At 42.8% G+C, this 17,378-nt stretch carries 13 protein-coding genes and 1 pseudogene; 4 read left to right on the top strand and 10 right to left on the bottom strand.

The window, feature by feature from the left end; genetic code table 11:
• Positions 1 to 280: 280 nt before the first annotated feature.
• From PUQ00_RS24585 to PUQ00_RS24575, 3 genes are all read right to left on the bottom strand, one after another.
• Complete coding sequence (locus PUQ00_RS24585; protein WP_300421723.1) at positions 281 to 496, bottom strand: hypothetical protein; 216 nt, start codon at positions 494 to 496, stop codon at positions 281 to 283.
• A gap of 220 nt (positions 497 to 716) precedes the next feature.
• Positions 717 to 4,184, bottom strand: coding sequence for an efflux RND transporter permease subunit (locus PUQ00_RS24580; RefSeq protein ID WP_300421721.1), 3,468 nt, complete (start codon positions 4,182 to 4,184; stop codon positions 717 to 719).
• Positions 4,185 to 4,216: 32 nt separating this feature from the next.
• Positions 4,217 to 4,762 (bottom strand): PadR family transcriptional regulator, encoded by a 546-nt coding sequence (locus PUQ00_RS24575; protein ID WP_300421719.1) that lies wholly within the window; start codon positions 4,760 to 4,762, stop codon positions 4,217 to 4,219.
• A gap of 310 nt (positions 4,763 to 5,072) precedes the next feature.
• Between PUQ00_RS24575 and PUQ00_RS24570 the strand changes: the two genes are divergently transcribed.
• A complete protein-coding gene (locus PUQ00_RS24570; RefSeq protein ID WP_300421717.1) occupies positions 5,073 to 5,453 on the top strand; it encodes a hypothetical protein in 381 nt (126 codons plus the stop codon).
• A 3-nt stretch (positions 5,454 to 5,456) separates the two neighbouring features.
• Here PUQ00_RS24570 and PUQ00_RS24565 read toward each other — a convergent pair whose 3' ends face one another.
• Positions 5,457 to 6,203, bottom strand: coding sequence for a creatininase family protein (locus PUQ00_RS24565; RefSeq protein WP_300421716.1), 747 nt, complete (start codon positions 6,201 to 6,203; stop codon positions 5,457 to 5,459).
• A 160-nt stretch (positions 6,204 to 6,363) separates the two neighbouring features.
• On the opposite strand from PUQ00_RS24565, the gene PUQ00_RS24560 reads away from it, so the two are divergent.
• The gene (locus tag PUQ00_RS24560) at positions 6,364 to 6,498 is read left to right on the top strand and encodes a hypothetical protein (RefSeq protein ID WP_300421714.1); all 135 of its coding nucleotides are present in this window, start codon (positions 6,364 to 6,366) and stop codon (positions 6,496 to 6,498) included.
• On the opposite strand, the pseudogene PUQ00_RS24555 reads toward PUQ00_RS24560, so the two are convergent.
• Positions 6,499 to 6,771: pseudogene (locus tag PUQ00_RS24555) on the bottom strand (cupin domain-containing protein).
• 22 nt (positions 6,772 to 6,793) lie between these two features.
• Positions 6,794 to 7,153 (bottom strand): Mo-dependent nitrogenase C-terminal domain-containing protein, encoded by a 360-nt coding sequence (locus tag PUQ00_RS24550; protein ID WP_300421712.1) that lies wholly within the window; start codon positions 7,151 to 7,153, stop codon positions 6,794 to 6,796.
• Positions 7,154 to 7,986: 833 nt separating this feature from the next.
• Here PUQ00_RS24550 and PUQ00_RS24545 point away from each other — a divergent pair.
• Positions 7,987 to 10,809: an ATP-binding protein gene (locus PUQ00_RS24545; RefSeq protein ID WP_300421710.1), complete on the top strand. Its 2,823-nt coding sequence runs from the start codon at positions 7,987 to 7,989 to the stop codon at positions 10,807 to 10,809.
• 168 nt (positions 10,810 to 10,977) lie between these two features.
• On the opposite strand, the gene PUQ00_RS24540 is transcribed toward PUQ00_RS24545, so the two are convergent.
• The 3 genes from PUQ00_RS24540 to PUQ00_RS24530 form a co-directional block, all read right to left on the bottom strand.
• Positions 10,978 to 11,757, bottom strand: coding sequence for a superoxide dismutase (locus tag PUQ00_RS24540; protein ID WP_300421709.1), 780 nt, complete (start codon positions 11,755 to 11,757; stop codon positions 10,978 to 10,980).
• 570 nt (positions 11,758 to 12,327) lie between these two features.
• Positions 12,328 to 13,434 carry an ABC transporter ATP-binding protein gene (locus PUQ00_RS24535; protein WP_300421707.1) on the bottom strand — a complete coding sequence of 369 codons (1,107 nt, stop codon included), beginning with the start codon at positions 13,432 to 13,434 and terminating at the stop codon, positions 12,328 to 12,330.
• A gap of 114 nt (positions 13,435 to 13,548) precedes the next feature.
• Positions 13,549 to 14,268: a GUN4 domain-containing protein gene (locus PUQ00_RS24530; RefSeq protein WP_300421706.1), complete on the bottom strand. Its 720-nt coding sequence runs from the start codon at positions 14,266 to 14,268 to the stop codon at positions 13,549 to 13,551.
• 275 nt (positions 14,269 to 14,543) lie between these two features.
• Here PUQ00_RS24530 and PUQ00_RS24525 point away from each other — a divergent pair, with 275 nt between their 5' ends.
• Positions 14,544 to 15,965: an NADP-dependent isocitrate dehydrogenase gene (locus PUQ00_RS24525; RefSeq protein ID WP_300421705.1), complete on the top strand. Its 1,422-nt coding sequence runs from the start codon at positions 14,544 to 14,546 to the stop codon at positions 15,963 to 15,965.
• 105 nt (positions 15,966 to 16,070) lie between these two features.
• On the opposite strand, the gene mtnA is transcribed toward PUQ00_RS24525, so the two are convergent.
• Complete coding sequence (gene mtnA, locus PUQ00_RS24520) at positions 16,071 to 17,132, bottom strand: S-methyl-5-thioribose-1-phosphate isomerase (RefSeq protein WP_300421703.1); 1,062 nt, start codon at positions 17,130 to 17,132, stop codon at positions 16,071 to 16,073.
• Positions 17,133 to 17,378 lie beyond the last annotated feature (246 nt).

The raw sequence follows: 17,378 nt of genomic DNA, 5'->3' as shown, positions 1-17,378 counted from the left end.
AGAGGCTCCCCCTCCTCTTTCTTGACAAGAGGCAGCAGCCCTCTCGGAATATGTTAAGAGTCTTAAGACTCTTAACGAGGTAACACAAGACTTTCGGCTTATTTTAGTGCCATTCCACTCTGACCTCACTTCCATTTTTAAGCTCCGGTGTACACAGAAGTTTTTTGGGCGTTGCAGAGAAAGCGGGATGATTTTGCTAGTTTTGTGGGATGGGCATCTTGCCCGTCCCTTGTATTTCGGGGCGCTCATGTTGCCCACCCTACAAGAATCATCCCTTAATTCAGCAACGCCATTTTTTGACCTGCACCTTTGTTGCATCGACCTGCACCTTTGTTGCATTCACCTGCACCTTTGTTGCATCGACCTGCACCTTTGTTGCATTTACCTGCACCTTAGTTGCATCGACCTGCACCTTAGTTGCATCGACCTGCACCTTAGTTGCACTGACCTGCACCTTAGTTGCACTGACCTGCACCTTAGTTGCATCGACCTGCAAAAATTAACCTCCCCTACATTACCTAGTAACTCTATAGGACTGATATTTGATTTTTGAAATATACGTAGGGTGCGTTACGCCAAAGGCTAACGCACCACCTCTGATTCTAGGTGCGTTACGCCAAAGGCTAACGCACCCTACATATACTTAGATTTTTTCACAAATCAAATCGGATTGCTATAAAAGACTTGTGTATTACACCGTAGCTCCTAGAATATGTCTATGACTTGCCTTGAGGTGATGATAACGAGTATGCTGTCTTTGAATCTGAGAAATTTAAATCATCATCATCCTGATCAACAGGACGAGGTTGTTGACGCCTCATAATGCTGTATACGACAGGTACAAAGATGAGAGTAGCGACTGTTGCAGCTGACAAGCCACCAATTACAGCGCGACCCAAAGGCGCATTCTGCTCACCACCTTCACCAAGACCCAGAGACATTGGTATCATACCGATCAGCATGGCTAAGGCAGTCATCAACACAGGACGCAACCTTGTATAGCCCGCCGCTAGGGCTGCATCATAGGCATTTTCCCCTTCCTGACGCTGCTCATTTGCAAAAGTGATCAGTAGAATACTGTTTGATGTCGCTACACCTATACTCATAATTGCACCCATTAACGAAGGGACGCTTAGGGTGGTGCGGGTGACAAATAGCATCCAGATGATACCTGCTAAGGCACTTGGCAGTGCCATCATAATAATCAGGGGATCAAGCCAAGATTGGAAGTTCACCACCATTAAGCAGTAAACCAGCACAATTGCAAACACAAGTCCTAAACCAAGTCCCAGAAAGGAAGAGTTCATCGTTTGCACTTGCCCACGGACATTAATCTGACTTCCCTTAGGCAATTTTTTCTGATAATCAGCGATGATTCGATTTACATCCTGGGCAACTCCCCCAAGGTCACGACCAGAGGAGTTAGCGTAGATATCGAAAACTGGCTGAATATTATAGTGATTGACAACTTGCATCACTGTGTCGCGTTTGACAGTAGCCAAATTACCCAAAAGTTGGGGTGCAATTTGACCGTTGCCAACTGGCGTATTTTTCAGGCTGTCAATAGAGTCAATTTTATACTGTGGAACTTGTACAGCCAGGGTGTAACTCACGCCTTTTTTGGGATCAAGCCATTGGTTGATTGCGGCTTGACCGCTTGAACTTAAGGAAGTTAGGACGCTATTGGCAACATCACGCTGGGTCATACCCAGTTGTTGAGCCTGGGTGCGATCTACATCAAGACGTAATTCTGGAGCATCGACCACTTGCTGGAGATGTACATCTACAGCACCAGGAATGCGCGTCATCCGGGCTGCGATTTGTTGGGCAATTTCAAAGTTGCCCTTTGAGTTTTTCAGAGGGCCAGATATTTGCACGTCAACAGCAGCAGGCAAACCGAAATTTAGAATTTGAGTAACAATATCAGCTGGTTCAAAAAAGAAGGTGTAATTAGGAAATGTCGCTTTCAATTTCTGGCGGAGTTCCTTGATATAAGAAAAAGTTGCACCAGATTCTTTTAGAGACACAAGAATATCAGCATCAGCCTGTCCAATTGTGGCACCATTGTAGCCATAGGTAAGGTTAATACCACTGGTAGGTAAGCCGATATTATCCAGAATCAGAGAGAGATTCTCTTTCGGTACTGTCTGGCGGATAACGCCTTCAACTTCGCTGACAATTCTTTCTGTCTCTTCCAAACGAGTACCAGGTAAGGCTCGAACATGGAGGCTAAACTGACCACCATCGACTTCAGGGAAAAAGTCTTGACCGACGAACGGCAACAAAACTCCTGCACTAACGATAAAAGCACCAAACAGCACAAAGACTATGCGGCGGTGATTTAATGCTGAGTTCAGGACATTGTAGTACCAACTGCGAAGTTTCTCAAATTGTCGGTTAAACTTTTCGTGTAGCCGCCATATCCAATCTTTCTTCACAGATTTGGCAGTTGTCCTTGTTGTTTCTGACTTTTGGTGGTGGTTGTCGTGACCATTATTGTTTTGGACTGGCGAATCAGTTTGGTGGTCGCGATTATCATGGATTTCGACTAGTGAAGAATGGCTGTGGTGATTGTCGCGACCATTATTGTTTTGGACTGGCGAATCTAGATGATGGTTGTCGCGACCATTATTGTTTTGAACTGGCGAATCAGTATGGTGGTCGCTATGACCATTATGATCCTCGCTTTCTCTATGCCAGTCTACTTCATGTGGTAAAAGATAGCTTGCCATTGTCGGGACTACAGTCCGAGATAGCACATAAGAAGCAAGCATCCCAAATACTACCGCCATCGCTAGGGGGACAAATAGGTACTTTGCCACTCCACTGAGAAACACCACCGGCACAAAGACAATACAAATACATAATGTTGCTACAAGTGCTGGAGTGGCAATTTGCTGCGCCCCATCTAAGATTGCTCGCTTAATGGGTTTACCTTGTCCGAGATTTCGGTGGATATTTTCAATTTCTACTGTGGCATCATCTACCAGAATACCAACAGCTAAGGACAAACCACCTAAGGTCATGATGTTGAAAGTTTGTCCCAAACGACTCATCACAATAATTGAAACTAGCATCGAGAGAGGAATCGATACGGCTACAATTACGGTGCTGCGCCAACTTCCCAGGAAAATCAAAATCATCAGCGCAGTGAGACAGGCTGCAATCAATCCTTCTTTGAGAACGCCTTGAATAGAAGCTTTCACAAATATAGATTGATCGAACAAAAACGCTAAATTCAGTTCTGGGGGCAAGGTGGATTGGATGCGAGGCAAAGCTTTTTTTACCCGCTCGATCACATCAATAGTGGAGGCATTGCCACTCTTAAGGATACTAAGTAAGCTTGAACGTCTCCCATTCTGACGTACAATGTTTGATTGCACACCAAAGCCATCTCTTACCTGCGCGACATTACTAATTTTAATTACAGTCCCATTAACTTGCTTAATCGGCAAGTCGTTGAGGGCTGCCACCACATCTGGACTATTATTGATTTGTACAGCGAAGTCGCGAGCGCCTATCTTCATATCGCCTGCGGGCAAAACCAAGTTTTGGGCACTGACAGCATTAGTCACGTCTTGGGCAGAAATGCCATTAGCCAACATCGCTTGGGGATCGATATCAACCATAATTTGCCGAGGTTTACCACCATAAGGCAGAGGTACACTCGCCCCTTGCACTGTTGCTAATTGGGTACGGACGAAGTTGGTAGCATAGTCGAAGAGTGCTTCTTCGGGTAAGGTTTTGCTACTGACACTCATCTGGATAATTGGCACACTAGAAGCGTTGTATTGAATGATAAATGGCGGTGTGATCCCCGGTGGCAAAGGGCGGAGAATTGTTTGGCTGACAGAGGTAATTTGAGCGACGGCTGAGGCTATATTCGCGTTGGGTTGGAAGAAAACCTTGACGACACTAACACCACTCAAAGATTGAGACTCAATGTGTTCGATGTCACCAACGGTTGTTGTCATGGCGCGTTCGCTAATTGTGACGATTCGCTGTGCCATTTCCTCAGATGTGGTTCCAGTGTAAGTCCAAACTACACTGACAACCGGAATGTTAATTGCGGGAAAAATGTCAACTGGTGTACCAAATATCGTGACTACACCCAGGATCACAATCATCAAAGCGGCGATCGCGAATGTATACGGAAGACGTAATGCAATTTTGACGATCCACATAGTTAGTTAGGATACTTCAAAAGTTTTTTGGATTAAAGCTGTTTTGCTGAAGTTGGCGTTTGAGCTAATTGAAATTGTTCTGTTTGGAGTTGCTCAAATAGCCACTCAATCTCCGATTTGATGACTTCAACTCCCCGCTTTTGTAATTTTGCCTGGTATAAATTATCAGTAACTTCAAGTGCTTTTTTCTCTGCAAGGCGTAACCGACATGACATTAATCGATGTTCAATTAACTGCACTCGTTCTTCGGGTAATAAATGACCAAAGAAAAAAAATTTGATTAAGAATCGCGATCGCGCATTCACCCAGCTTTCATGAGGATATACCAGCATTTCTTGATACCAAGTGGTTTTGCCAAGGGATGTAATCTCATATATCTTTCCACACTGCCCAGCTTCTTGCCCCTGTTCTGCACATAGGATAACTTCACCTTGTTCTTCCATGCGCTTCAGAAGAGGATAAATCGCGCCATAGTTGACACAAATACTGCAACTCATAAACATTTCTAGTTGCTGTTTGAGTCGATAACCATTTAATGGCTCTCGCTGTAAGAGACCTAATACTGCCAACTTCAGCATTTTGATATATCAATTTGATATGTTAATCAACAATATCAAATTGAGTGTTTTTAGCCAAGTACTTAAGGCTGATTTGTCAGAATTATTTGTGATGCCGCAGGATACTTCTTGGGGGCAAAGTCGTATAGTTACTTACCTGTGGGCATCAACATTAAGTTGCCGTGAGGTTTACGCTCTTGATTTTAGAGGATGTTTGTAAAGTCTAATTTATTACTCGCCAGCCGACTAGTACCGCAAGGCGGAAGTCAAAAGTATTATCGAATGGGCTTTTTAGGGATTTTAAATTGTTGCTCGTCTTGCAAAGTTCTGATTGGCGGGAACCGCCGCTCAGACTTTGCGCTATTTACGCCGTGACGTACTAGAAGTCGTGCGCCAGGTGCGGGTAGTGCGCGAACAAGTCAGACATTGCCGCGCAACGCACTGGCTTGGCTACACAGACAAAACCCACGGAGGTGGGTTAAAAATTGTTGATTTTTCATGCTTTCCACGGAGGTGGACTTCTCTACGAGACCCTTCTCTACGAGGCGCTCCGCAAACGGCAAGCTTAGGAGATCGCGCTAATTTATTTGTTGGAAATCCCCAAGGAGAGAGGTTTTTTAGATCCAGTGAAAAGTCAGAGCAAATAACTATTATCAAGATATTTGATGCAGAGACACAATTTTACTCACATCTCTACAATGTCTGTCCATGACTTTTATTCTGCGTTTACAAATTCCAAATACCCATTGCTAAGTTCTTTCACCGCCAAGTCATAAAATTGCTTACCGTGTTCAGGCGTTGCTAAAGCTGGATTTGATCCCATGCGTCCATCTGGATAACGCACTCGAAAGTCAGCTGCGCTATAAATCCGATGTCCGCTTGCAACTTCTGCTGAAAGGTGTGCTTGCTTAATCGCCTCTGGATAAACGTACTGGGTGAGGGCTACTTCACTTGGCGTTGCATGAGAACCTTCTTGATCGGCATATAATTCTTTAGCTAGCTTATATACAGAACCGCACATAAACCAGTTTGCCACTTGACATTGCACCTGTTGAGCATTGGCAATCTGCAAATCTTCTAAATGAGCGTAAGTTTCTGAAAAAGCTGCTTTGAGGGTGGCGATGTTCCCGCCGTGTCCGTTAATAAAGTAGAACTTACTAAAACCAGCTTTGGCTAAACAAGTTACATAATCTCGCACTACTTGAATTAAAGTGCTAGGACGCAAACTGATTGTGCCAGGAAAAGAAGTATGATGTAGTGCCATCCCCACATTGATTGTCGGGCCAACGATCGCGCTCGTTGCATCACCTACACCACGAGCGATCGCTTCTGCACAAATAGCATCAGTGCCAATTAACCCGGTTGGCCCATGTTGTTCTGTGGAACCAATAGGGAAAATAATACCTTTTGACTGCTGTAAATAAGCTTCAACTTCTTGCCAAGTACTTAAATGCAGTAACATTTTTGATAATTTCCTCAATAAAATTGCGGTGGGACGAAACCTTTTTCTGCTAAATAGCATCTTCTGTAATTAAACTCCCACTAACACGATTATGAACTCCCTTGCTTTCTAGTGGTGCGAGCGCACAAGATCCCCGACTTCTTTGAAAAGTCGGGGATCTATGCCTACTGCCAAATTTGGAGGAAATGAAACTATCTATTTCTATCAATATTGTTTAGGGGATCAAGTCGCAATGAGTTTCGACAGATATGCATATAAACAATTTACTGATTATGCGATCGCTTTTGTCTATTGACTAATCAAAGTAATAATGCTTCTTTACATCGCTTCTAATTTCCCATATGCAGGACATACCAGCGGGAAAAATCGCTAAATCGCCTTTACCCATTTGCACTGGCTGTCCACCATCAGGAGTAACAACTACATCACCTTCCAAAAAGTAGCAAGTTTCTTGAGAATCATAAGTCCAAAAGAATTTTGAGACTTACTTTTTCCAAATTTCCCATTTAAAGACATTCAATTCATTGAGATGTTCTTGACTGGGTTGATGCTCAATTTTAATTTCCATATTGTGTTTTCTTTAGTTATCTTCAGCAGTAGGATTGAATATCCTCTCCACACTGATCTACTAGATAACACAAAGCGCGAAAACGCAAGTAGACAAGTTCGTTATAAAGCGGATTAAGTTTGCACATTGGCGGAATGTGGCCTATTTTACGACCAAAAAGCATGAGATCACGCTCGAATGGACATTGGGCGGGAATCAGTTTAGCAATAAATTTGGCTAATTTCCGATTCTGAATCTCAATTTTGTCGAGCCGTTGACGTAATGGTTGCAGTAAATCTAATTTAAGTTGAGCAAATTGCTTTTTACTACCTGTTTGATTCTTTTCTTCTAAAGGATTAATAAAAGCAGGCAGAAAAATACGCTGATTTTTTGTTTTAAGCATAGTTTTAGGCAAGGTTTTCCTTGTGTAGATGAATTATTTGCCGATTAGGAATATTTCCATGTAATCTGTCGGATCAATTTACATTGTGCTTGTCAATTCAGAAGCAAAGTAAGCAGAATGCAAATAATTTACATGGATCTTTGGGAAGAGAAATGGTTTAACTAATTGTTATTTAAACCCACCAAATGATCAAGAACTGTCCCGTTAAATACAAAATAACAAAGAAAATATAAAAATGGCATTTGTTTAACTTATGAATTTCTAATCTTGAAGATAGCAATCTTATATATTAGATATAAATGCCTGGTTCTGAAACTGCCTAGTATCTAGATATGTAGTTTATGGCAGACAAACACAGTTTTGTTCTGACTCCATATACATTTTGCTAGGATTAGACCCTAATATCTCTCAATTTTAGGGTATTTAATATCGATAATTTTGTCTGATATACTACGCAAATTCTCTTAGATATTATCTAGTTAGCATCGTTCAGCAGCTGTATTGTTATCGGAGATTACAAGGGATATTAGCGATTTCTAAAATACTGTTGGCGAATTGAGGGTTGAAATTTTAACGCAAAGGAAAGCGCAGAGGCACGCTGAGAATTTGCTACAAATTGATTAAATGTTGTACTTAGTTAATTTGAAGACCGCAATATTTGGCTGGTGAAATCTACAGGTGCAGTTAAGAGACGTTTTGTTCTTTTGCCAGAAGTGGTATATTGGCACTTGACCCGACCGAGTATAAACTATGCATAAGTCCACAGGAGGGCGAAGTCGAGGTGTTGTACTCAGTACTAGAGGACAGTCAAGGGGAGCAGGGGGAGTGGGCAGATGAACAAAAATACTGGGCAAGGTGGTGTTTTTACCCTGTTTAAAGGCGTACCCCTAAGTTTCATCCTGGTAGCATTGTTCCTACTGCAAATCTTCCTAGCTGTGGGATTGACTGTATACTTATCAATCCACAACGGGCAAAAAGCAGTCAATCAGGTAGCTAGCGAATTGCGCCGTGAAGTTGCCAATCGAGTCGAGCAGAATTTACAAACTTATCTGTCAACCCCGCGTCAGGTGCTACGGAGTAATCAAAATATCATTGATATGGGGTTGCTAAAGATAGAGAATCTTGTAACCTGGGAGCCATATTTAATTGAGCAGTTAAAGATATTTCCAGATGCGTTGGGCTTAATGGTAAGCAATGAACAGCAAGAACACCTAGCGGTGGAGAAGCTCAACGATCGCCAATTTTTGCTCAGAAAAGCCTCTAAGTCAACTGGGTACGATCTCTACACCTACAGAATTGACCATCAAGGTCAACGTACCCAACTACCAGAGGTGATCAAAAACTATGATGCGCGATCGCGTCCTGATTATCAAACAGCAGTTACCGCTAAAAAATTCAGCTTTAGTCAGATTTTTACACCCCTGAGTGAACCAACACTTCTCATTAGTGCATCTCAACCCATTTATAATTCACAAGGTCAGTTACTCGGAGTTAACAGCACTCTAACTCACTTATCAGAAATTGGGGATTTGCTGCAAAATATCAAAGTTGGCAAGTCTGGGCAAATTTTTATTATCGAGCGATCGGGGCTGTTAGTAGCAAGTTCTACAACGGAAGAACCATTCCGCTTACAAAATGGTAAACCGATTAGGTTGGCAGCTTCCCAGAGCAGGAATTCCTTTACTCAGGCAACCGCTAAATATTTAGCAACTAAATTTAGTAGCTTTGACCAGATTCAAAGTTTACAGCAACTAGATTTCTCCTTTGATGGCAAACGACAATTTTTAGAAGTTAGACCGTTAAAGGGCGAACCAAATGTCAACTGGTTGATTGTGGTGGCTGTCCCAGAAGCAGACTTTATGGGACAAGTTGATCGCAACACTCAAACCATAATTTTTCTCTCTCTGGGAGCATTGGGACTAGCTACTATATTGGGGATCGTCACCGCCCGTTGGATAACTCAGTCAATTCTCTACTTCAGCACGGCGACAAAAGATTTAGCCAATTTTACCAATGGCGAAGACTCAGTGGTGAAAGTACAGGGGATTAAAGAACTTGAGGTGCTGGGTGAATCTTTCAACGAGATGGCGCAGCAATTACGCAAAACCTTTACTGCACTGACTAACAAAAATGAAGAGTTAGAACTGCAAGTTAAGCAGCGAACTCAAGAATTACAGCAAGAGACTCAAGAACGCATCAACAGTGAGCGAAAACTGGGACAGCATAATCGGGTATTGGCAGAACTGGCAAATCACAAAGCGGTTTTTGAAGGAAATCTGGAAACAGCATTCAAAGTCATCACAGAAAAAGCCGCCAATGCCTTAGAGGTAGAGCGAGTGGGTGTGTGGTTATTTAATAGCGATGCCCTTCTCTACGAGACGCTGCGCGGACGACAGGCTCAGGGTAAGACCTACGGCGGGCTGCACCAACGCACCAAACTACAATGTATAAGTCTCTATGAACGTAGCAAACAGAGACATTCGGCAGGTCTAGAACGCAACCTTGCAGATTATCCGATCTACTTTCAAGTACTGGCGGCTTCCCATACCATCACTGTCACCGACACTCGCACCGATCCACGGGTACAAGAATTATGGAATGAACTACTAGAACAAAATAATATTGTATCCCTAATTGATACCGAACTTTGGGTTGAGGGGGAAGTGGTGGGAACAGTATTGTATGAGCAGATTGGTATTAAGAGGACATGGGAACTGAGTGAGCAAAACTTCGTTAGCTCAATCGCGGAATTTGTCGCCCTGACTTTAGAAGTATGCGATCGCAAACGGGCAGAATCCGCTCTGCGTGAGGCTAAAGAAGTTGCCGAAATGGCAAATCGCGCCAAAAGTACCTTTTTAAAAAACATCAGCTATGAACTGAAGACTCCCTTAAACTCCATTCTTGAAATCACCGAGTCACTCCAAAATAAAGTGTACGGCTCTGGGAGTGAAGAACAGCAACAGTCCCTAAATATGCTCGAATCCAGTGGTAAGAACCTACTAGAATTGATTAACCAGATCCTTGACCTTACCGACATCGAATCTAGCAAAATAGAACTGCAACTAGCTACTACTTCAATTCGGGGATTATGTGACTCCAGCCTAAGTTTTGTCAAACATCTAGCGTTTCAGAAAAATATCCACCTGAATCTACAAATACCTGAAGAACTCGAACCCATCCAAGTCGATGAACGCCGCATCCGCCAAGTATTTATCAACCTGTTGACTAACGCTATCAAGTTTACTAAAGAAGGCGGCAAAGTCTGGATTGAAGTCCAGCCAAATTCCACAAATAAATATATCTTTTTCAGTGTGGTAGATACGGGTATTGGTATGCTTTCCGATGACCTTTTCAAATTATTTCAACCTTTTATGCAGGTTGAAAATTCCTCTACCCGTCGTTCTACAGGTAGTGGTTTAGGATTAGTGATGGTGCAAAAAATTGTAGAGTTGCACGGTGGTACTGTCCATGCCGAAAGTCAGTTAGGGAAAGGCAGTCGGTTTACAGTCAAACTTCCTTGGAAAAGGGCGGGAGAGTGGGAAGTGGGGAAGGTGGGGCCCCCTCTGGGGATAAGGGGTAATGGGGAGTTAGAATTAATTACAGCAGATTTCAACGAAGGTGAAGTACACAACGATTCCTCCCAAAGCGACGTATAAACCTTGTTTTACTTCTGTATTCTGGATTTTGCTGGATTACAGCAGTTTTCCTGTTTGGTGAAACTATACATTCTTTCTATATTTGGTATCACATCCAAAAACTGGCAGCAGAAATAACATTCTGTTACCAGTTCTGAAGCGCCTATAACTCTAAATTGTTATCTCGTTTCAGGCAAATTTACTTGCTGCTGCAAACCGCTTGTTAATCTCATCCCAATTAACCACATTCCACCAAGCATCTAAATAATCGGTGCGGCGATTCTGGTAATTGAGATAATATGCATGTTCCCATACGTCATTACCCAAGATGGGATATTTGCCTTCACTTAAAGGACTATCTTGGTTAGCTGTAGTTGCTACTTCCAACTTGCCACCTTTGTTACGCACTAGCCAAACCCAACCACTACCAAAACGACCAGCACCAGCTTCGTTAAACTTTTTTTTGAAAGCTGTAAAAGACCCAAAATTTTGATTAATCGCCGAGGCTATATCTCCTGTTGGTTCTCCCCCACCTTTCGGCTTCATAATTTTCCAGAACATTGAGTGGTTAACATGACCACCGCCATTATTGCGTACTACTTTGCGAATATCTTGTGGTATATTGTCAAGTTTTTGTAACAGTTCTTCAACAGTTTTGCCTTTGAGTTCTGGGTGTTTGTCTAAGGCCGCATTCAGGTTTTTTACATAAGTTGCGTGGTGTTTATCGTGGTGAAACTGCATCGTTTTGGCATCGATGTGTGGTTCCAGTGCTTCGTAGGGGTAAGCTAAAGGCGGTAGTTGGATCGCACCTGTTGTATTTGTTGTTATATTTGGTGTTGTATTTGGTGTTGTATTTGCTATTGCAGTGTTTTTTTCAGGAGATTTCTCTGCCAATGCACAAGCATCTAACGCAAAAGCACCCGCACCGGCTGAAAGTAAAAACAAGAAATGGCGTCGATTAATAGTCATATAAGTTTTTGCAGCGAATCCATTAAATCTCTATTGCAGTTTTTATTTTCTTAGATTCTGGCTACAAAAAATTGGAAATTGGCGATTCTTTATAAGAAGAATTGAGAACTCAGGAGTCAGAATAAAGTCATGAATTTTGTACGAGTAGGTAATAGCGTCCCTTGCGCGTCTCGTAGAGAAGCGGTAGCGAGTCCGCGTATTCCTGCGTTCAAGCAAGCTAAGCTGTCGCGCATTTAATTTGCACAACTAGGGCGGGCAAGATGCCCACCCCACAAGAGATTCTTTTTTTTGAGGATGCAAATTAAAAGATTTTTAGCTTAGCAAGAGCGCCTGAATATTGGTTAAAAGCGAGTGAAATGGTGGAGCCACTGCGTTGGAAGGGTTCCCTAGCATAAACGAGCCAGCCGCTCTTTCGGGTCTCCCGACTTGAGCGGACTGGCGTCAAGTGGCGTGGCGAAACTAGTATTAAATATTCTTCCTGATTAAAACTCTATCCCTTTATCGGTAGAGTATTCACCAATTCTGAATTCTGTATTCTGACTCCTGATTTATGGCAGTTTAAAACTACAGTTACTCATGAGGTAAGATTCTGTCCCCAGTTTTGGAATCAAACACAAACAAGTGATTTAAATCGAGTTGTAGAGAAAGGCGATCGCCTGAACGTAGACGCACATCTCCGCCTACCTGAATATTCAACACCACCACCGAACCAGATAAACTAGCACGAATCAAAGTTTCCCTTCCTAAAGGTTCCACGACTTTAACTTCAACCGATAACAGCCCTGAGTTTTGAGTATTGAGTTCTGAGTCAGTATTGATTTTTATGTGCTCTGGTCGAATTCCCAAATCAAAACTGTGTCCCTGACGCAACTGAAATTTTTCTTTGACAACTGCTGGAATTGCTAACAACTGTCCACTTATATCAAAACCGTTATTTTGATAGATTGCAGGCAAAATATTCATTGGCGGACTGCCTAAAAAACTTGCCACCATCTGATTAGCAGGACTTGTATAAATAGTTTGGGGATCACCGATTTGTTGAATCCGCCCTCGATTTAGCACAACAATTTTATCAGCCAAAGTCATCGCTTCAACTTGATCGTGGGTGACGTAGATTGTTGTAATACCTAATTCTTGATGTAACTGTTTCAATTCTGCCCTTGTATCATCGCGCAATTGGGCATCTAAATTAGATAAAGGTTCATCAAGTAAAAATACTTGTGGTTCACGAGCAATCGCTCTCCCTAATGCTACCCGTTGTTGCTGTCCCCCAGAAAGTTGTTTGGGCTTACGATCCAGTAGGTGATCCAGAGAAAGCGATCGCGCCACATTCATCACCCGTTCTTGAATGATTTTCCGGTCAACTTTCCGCATTTGCAAGCCAAAGCCGATATTTTGCGCCACACTCATGTGAGGATAGAGAGCGTAATTTTGGAACACCATCGCTACATCCCGTTGTCTGGCTGGGATATTATTCACCAAGCGATCGCCAATAAATAGTTTACCTGATGTAGCAGTTTCTAAACCAGCGATCGTTCGCAAAATGGTAGACTTACCACAACCCGATGGCCCGACTAAAACCCAAAACTCGCCATCAGGAATTTCAAAGGTAATGTCCTCGATAGCCGTGACGTTATTAAATCGACGCTTAATATCTTCGAGACGAACGTTTGCCATTATCTGATTAAAGTTAATAGTTATAAGTTAGGAGTTAGGAGTTAGGAATTTTAAGTTTTTAGTTTTGAGTTTTAAATTAAAAACCTCTTAAACTCATAACTAATAACTTCTAACTCATAACTGTGTCCAAGCTGGGTGAGAGAGTAAAGAAGCAAAGACTCGTACCCCGCGAAGTTGATTAGAGAGGGGTAAGTGTCCTCTAGGCGCACTCAAATCCCAGGTAAACTCGTTAGGGTATCGCGTCCAGCTATTACCTGCTTTCCAACCAATTTTTGGCCAGAAATTCTCCCAATTTTTACCCAAACTTAACCAGATTTCTCGCTGCACTGAAAAGCCAAATTTACCTTCGGAGTGGATTAACCAGAGGTTGTTAATGGTTCGCAAGTCAACAGCCGAGGAATTTCCCACCTCAGTAAAATACAACCATTTTCGTTGTACAGCCGTTGGTCCTGATAGTTCACACATTTTTTGTATGGTCACGCGATCGGCTGCTTGGAAGTCTTGAATAGCCAGTAGTTGTTGCAAAGAATTATAGTTAATCCCGCACTCTGATTTTAGAGGTACAATTCCCTCAGGAAAACAGGAGCGCAGAAATTCTTTAGCTTGAGGTGCATCAGAGTTGTAGAGGACTTGGTAAGCTTTGCCATCAACCCAAGTCGCTAAGTTCTCACGTCGTTTCAGTAAAAATTCCATCAACACGTCTAATCCCTCATTACCCAACTCAGCTAACTGTGGGATTATCTGTTGTTGGACTTTTTCAGACCCAGCGATTAACGGTCGTCGGAGGGAGTCGATGTCATTAGCAGGGCCTGATAAAATCATTGGGTCTGTCATGCCATTCTCGTGTTAGCGGTCAGTGAAAGAGCGGTAAGCTATCGGGCATTCTCCAAGGCGAAGCACTGATAGCGAAAAGTAGTTTACTATTTTTGATCGTACAAAATTGCGATCGCTTCACTGAATCCCACACTTAATCCCCAAATAAGGTACAAGGGGAATAGGGGGAAAATCTGCGCCTTATGTTTTGGTAAACAAAAGACACAGCAACATATACAAGCCTGCCACATAAGGATTTTTTGACTAGCAGCGTATCGATTAGGAGTGTGTGAACTATGTACGAAAAGATTACCCCCCCCGCAACCGGAGCAAAAATCACCTTCAAAAATGGTGAACCAATCGTACCGGACAATCCAATTATCCCTTTTATTCGGGGCGACGGCACAGGTATAGATATCTGGCCTGCTACGCAAAAGGTGCTAGATGCGGCGGTAGCCAAAGCATACAAAGGTCAGCGTCAAATTAGTTGGTTCAAGGTTTACACTGGCGATGAAGCCTGCGATTTATACGGTACTTATCAATATTTACCTCAAGACACTCTCACGGCAATTGAAGAATATGGTGTAGCAATTAAAGGGCCTTTGACTACTCCCATTGGGGGGGGAATTCGTTCTTTAAATGTGGCACTGCGGCAAATTTTTGACTTGTATGCTTGCGTGCGTCCTTGCCGTTACTATGCAGGTACGCCCTCACCACACAAAAATCCCGAAAAGCTAGATGTCATTGTTTATCGAGAGAATACCGAAGATATTTATTTAGGCATTGAGTGGCGACAAGGTAGCGAAATCGGCGATCGCTTAATTAAAATTATCAATGAAGAATTGATCCCCGCCACCCCAGAACATGGCAAAAAACGAATTCCTCTTGATTCTGGTATTGGCATCAAACCGATCAGCAAAACTGGTTCTCAGCGCCTAGTCAGACGTGCGATCAAACACGCCTTGCTATTGCCCAAACACAAGCAACAAGTGACTTTGGTGCATAAGGGCAACATCATGAAGTACACCGAAGGCGCTTTCCGCGATTGGGGTTACGAATTAGCAATCAGTGAATTTCGGCAAGAAACTGTCACTGAACGGGAATCTTGGATTTTGAGTAATAAGGAAAAAAATCCCCATATTTCCCTAGAAGAAAACGCCCGCCAGATTGATCCTGGGTTTGATTCTCTCACCGAAGAGAAACAAGCGGAAATTGTCAAGGAAGTTGAAACTGTTCTTAACTCAATTTGGGCAACCCACGGCGATGGCAAATGGAAAGATAAAATTTTGGTGAATGACCGGATTGCTGACAGTATTTTTCAACAAATCCAAACTAGACCGGATGAGTATTCGATTTTGGCGACGATGAACTTAAACGGCGATTACTTGTCTGATGCCGCCGCCGCCATTGTTGGAGGATTGGGAATGGGGCCAGGGGCAAATATTGGTGATGCTAGTGCCATATTTGAAGCCACCCACGGCACCGCACCCAAACACGCCGGTTTAGATCGGATTAATCCTGGTTCACTGATATTGTCTGGTGTGATGATGCTGGAATTTCTGGGTTGGCAAGAAGCCGCAGACCTAGTTAAGAAAGGTTTAAGCGATGCGATCGCGAGTAGTCAAGTCACCTACGATTTAGCCCGGTTGTTAGAACCACCAGTTGAACCCTTAAAATGTTCTGAATTTGCCGAGGCAATTATTCAGCATTTTGGTTAAATAGACTTTAGCCGAATAAAAAGACCTCTCCCTGGTTTTACTGCGTAAAACCTGTCCCTCTCCGACTCGGAGAGGGACAAATATGAACTTTAGTTCGAGACAAACTCACACTACTTGCTTTAGCTGTGATTTTGCTAATTTATGAGGTGCGATCGCTCCATTCTCTGTGATGATGGCTGTAATCAACTCAGCCGGAGTCACATCAAAAGCTGGGTTGTAAAAATCTACACCCGTAGGTGTGAGAATGGTATCGCCAACTTGATAGATTTCTGTTGGTTCGCGTTCTTCAATGGGAATTTTGCTGCCATCGGCTAATTCAAAATCAACTGTAGAAAGGGGTGCAGCCACAAAGAAGGGTATATTATGGGCTTTAGCTGCGATCGCTAAACTATACGTACCAATTTTATTAGCAGTGTCACCATTAGCAGCAATTCGATCAGCACCCACAACTACAGCATGAATCAAACCCTGTTTCATGCAATGGGCTGCCATATTATCAGTAATTAATGTCACTGGAATACCTTCTTGAACACATTCCCAAGTGGTGAGTTTTGCGCCTTGTAAGCGGGGACGGGTTTCATCGGCAAATAAACGTTCTAAACGTCCTTCCCTCCAAGCAGAACGCACAACACCCAAGGCTGTGCCATAACCAGCAGTAGCTAGCGCCCCAGCATTACAGTGAGTAAGCAGTGTCAACTTTTCTGGAGTAGTGGGCAAGACTGCCAAACCATTGTCACCAATTGCATGGCAGGTTTGCAAATCTTCAGCGTTGATTGCTTGGGCTGTTTGGAGAAGGGTTTGCTTAATCTCTTCTACTGTTCCTAGCGTTTCGTAGGCGGCTGTCATCATCCGGCTAATTGCCCAAAATAAATTCACTGCCGTCGGACGAGTAGAACGCAACAACTGGGCTACTTTATCTAAGTTATCTAAAAACTCGTGGCGATCGCTAGTCTTTATTTCCCTTGCACCAAGATACATTCCGTATGCCGCAGCCACACCAATTGCTGGCGCACCTCGAACAATCATGGTTTTAATCGCCCGCGCCATATCTTCACTGCGGTGAATTTCTACAAACGTATATTCGTTGGGTAGACGGGTTTGATCGATTAGTGACACTGAGTCATTATGCCAAATAACGGGATAAACCTGGTTTGTGGAAGGTGTCATAAACATAATAAATAAAAGTGTAATAAGTAGCTGGTTAAAAATACTATATGTAGTTGGAAGTTCAGTCAAGAAATTATCAAGTCTTGTTAGTCCTTAATTTTCTTATACTACATTAAATGTAATATACATATGTTTATTCTTACCTTTATAACTTTATGTACAATTTAACTGCTATTATAAATAATTCTTAATATAGGACTCCTATTTGATTTCTGAACAAGACTAAGAGAGAATACGGAGAGGTTT

The sequence above is a fragment of the Nostoc sp. S13 genome (assembly GCF_029379315.1).
GTDB lineage: Bacteria > Cyanobacteriota > Cyanobacteriia > Cyanobacteriales > Nostocaceae > Nostoc.
This window is presented reverse-complemented; position numbering and strand designations above follow the sequence as displayed.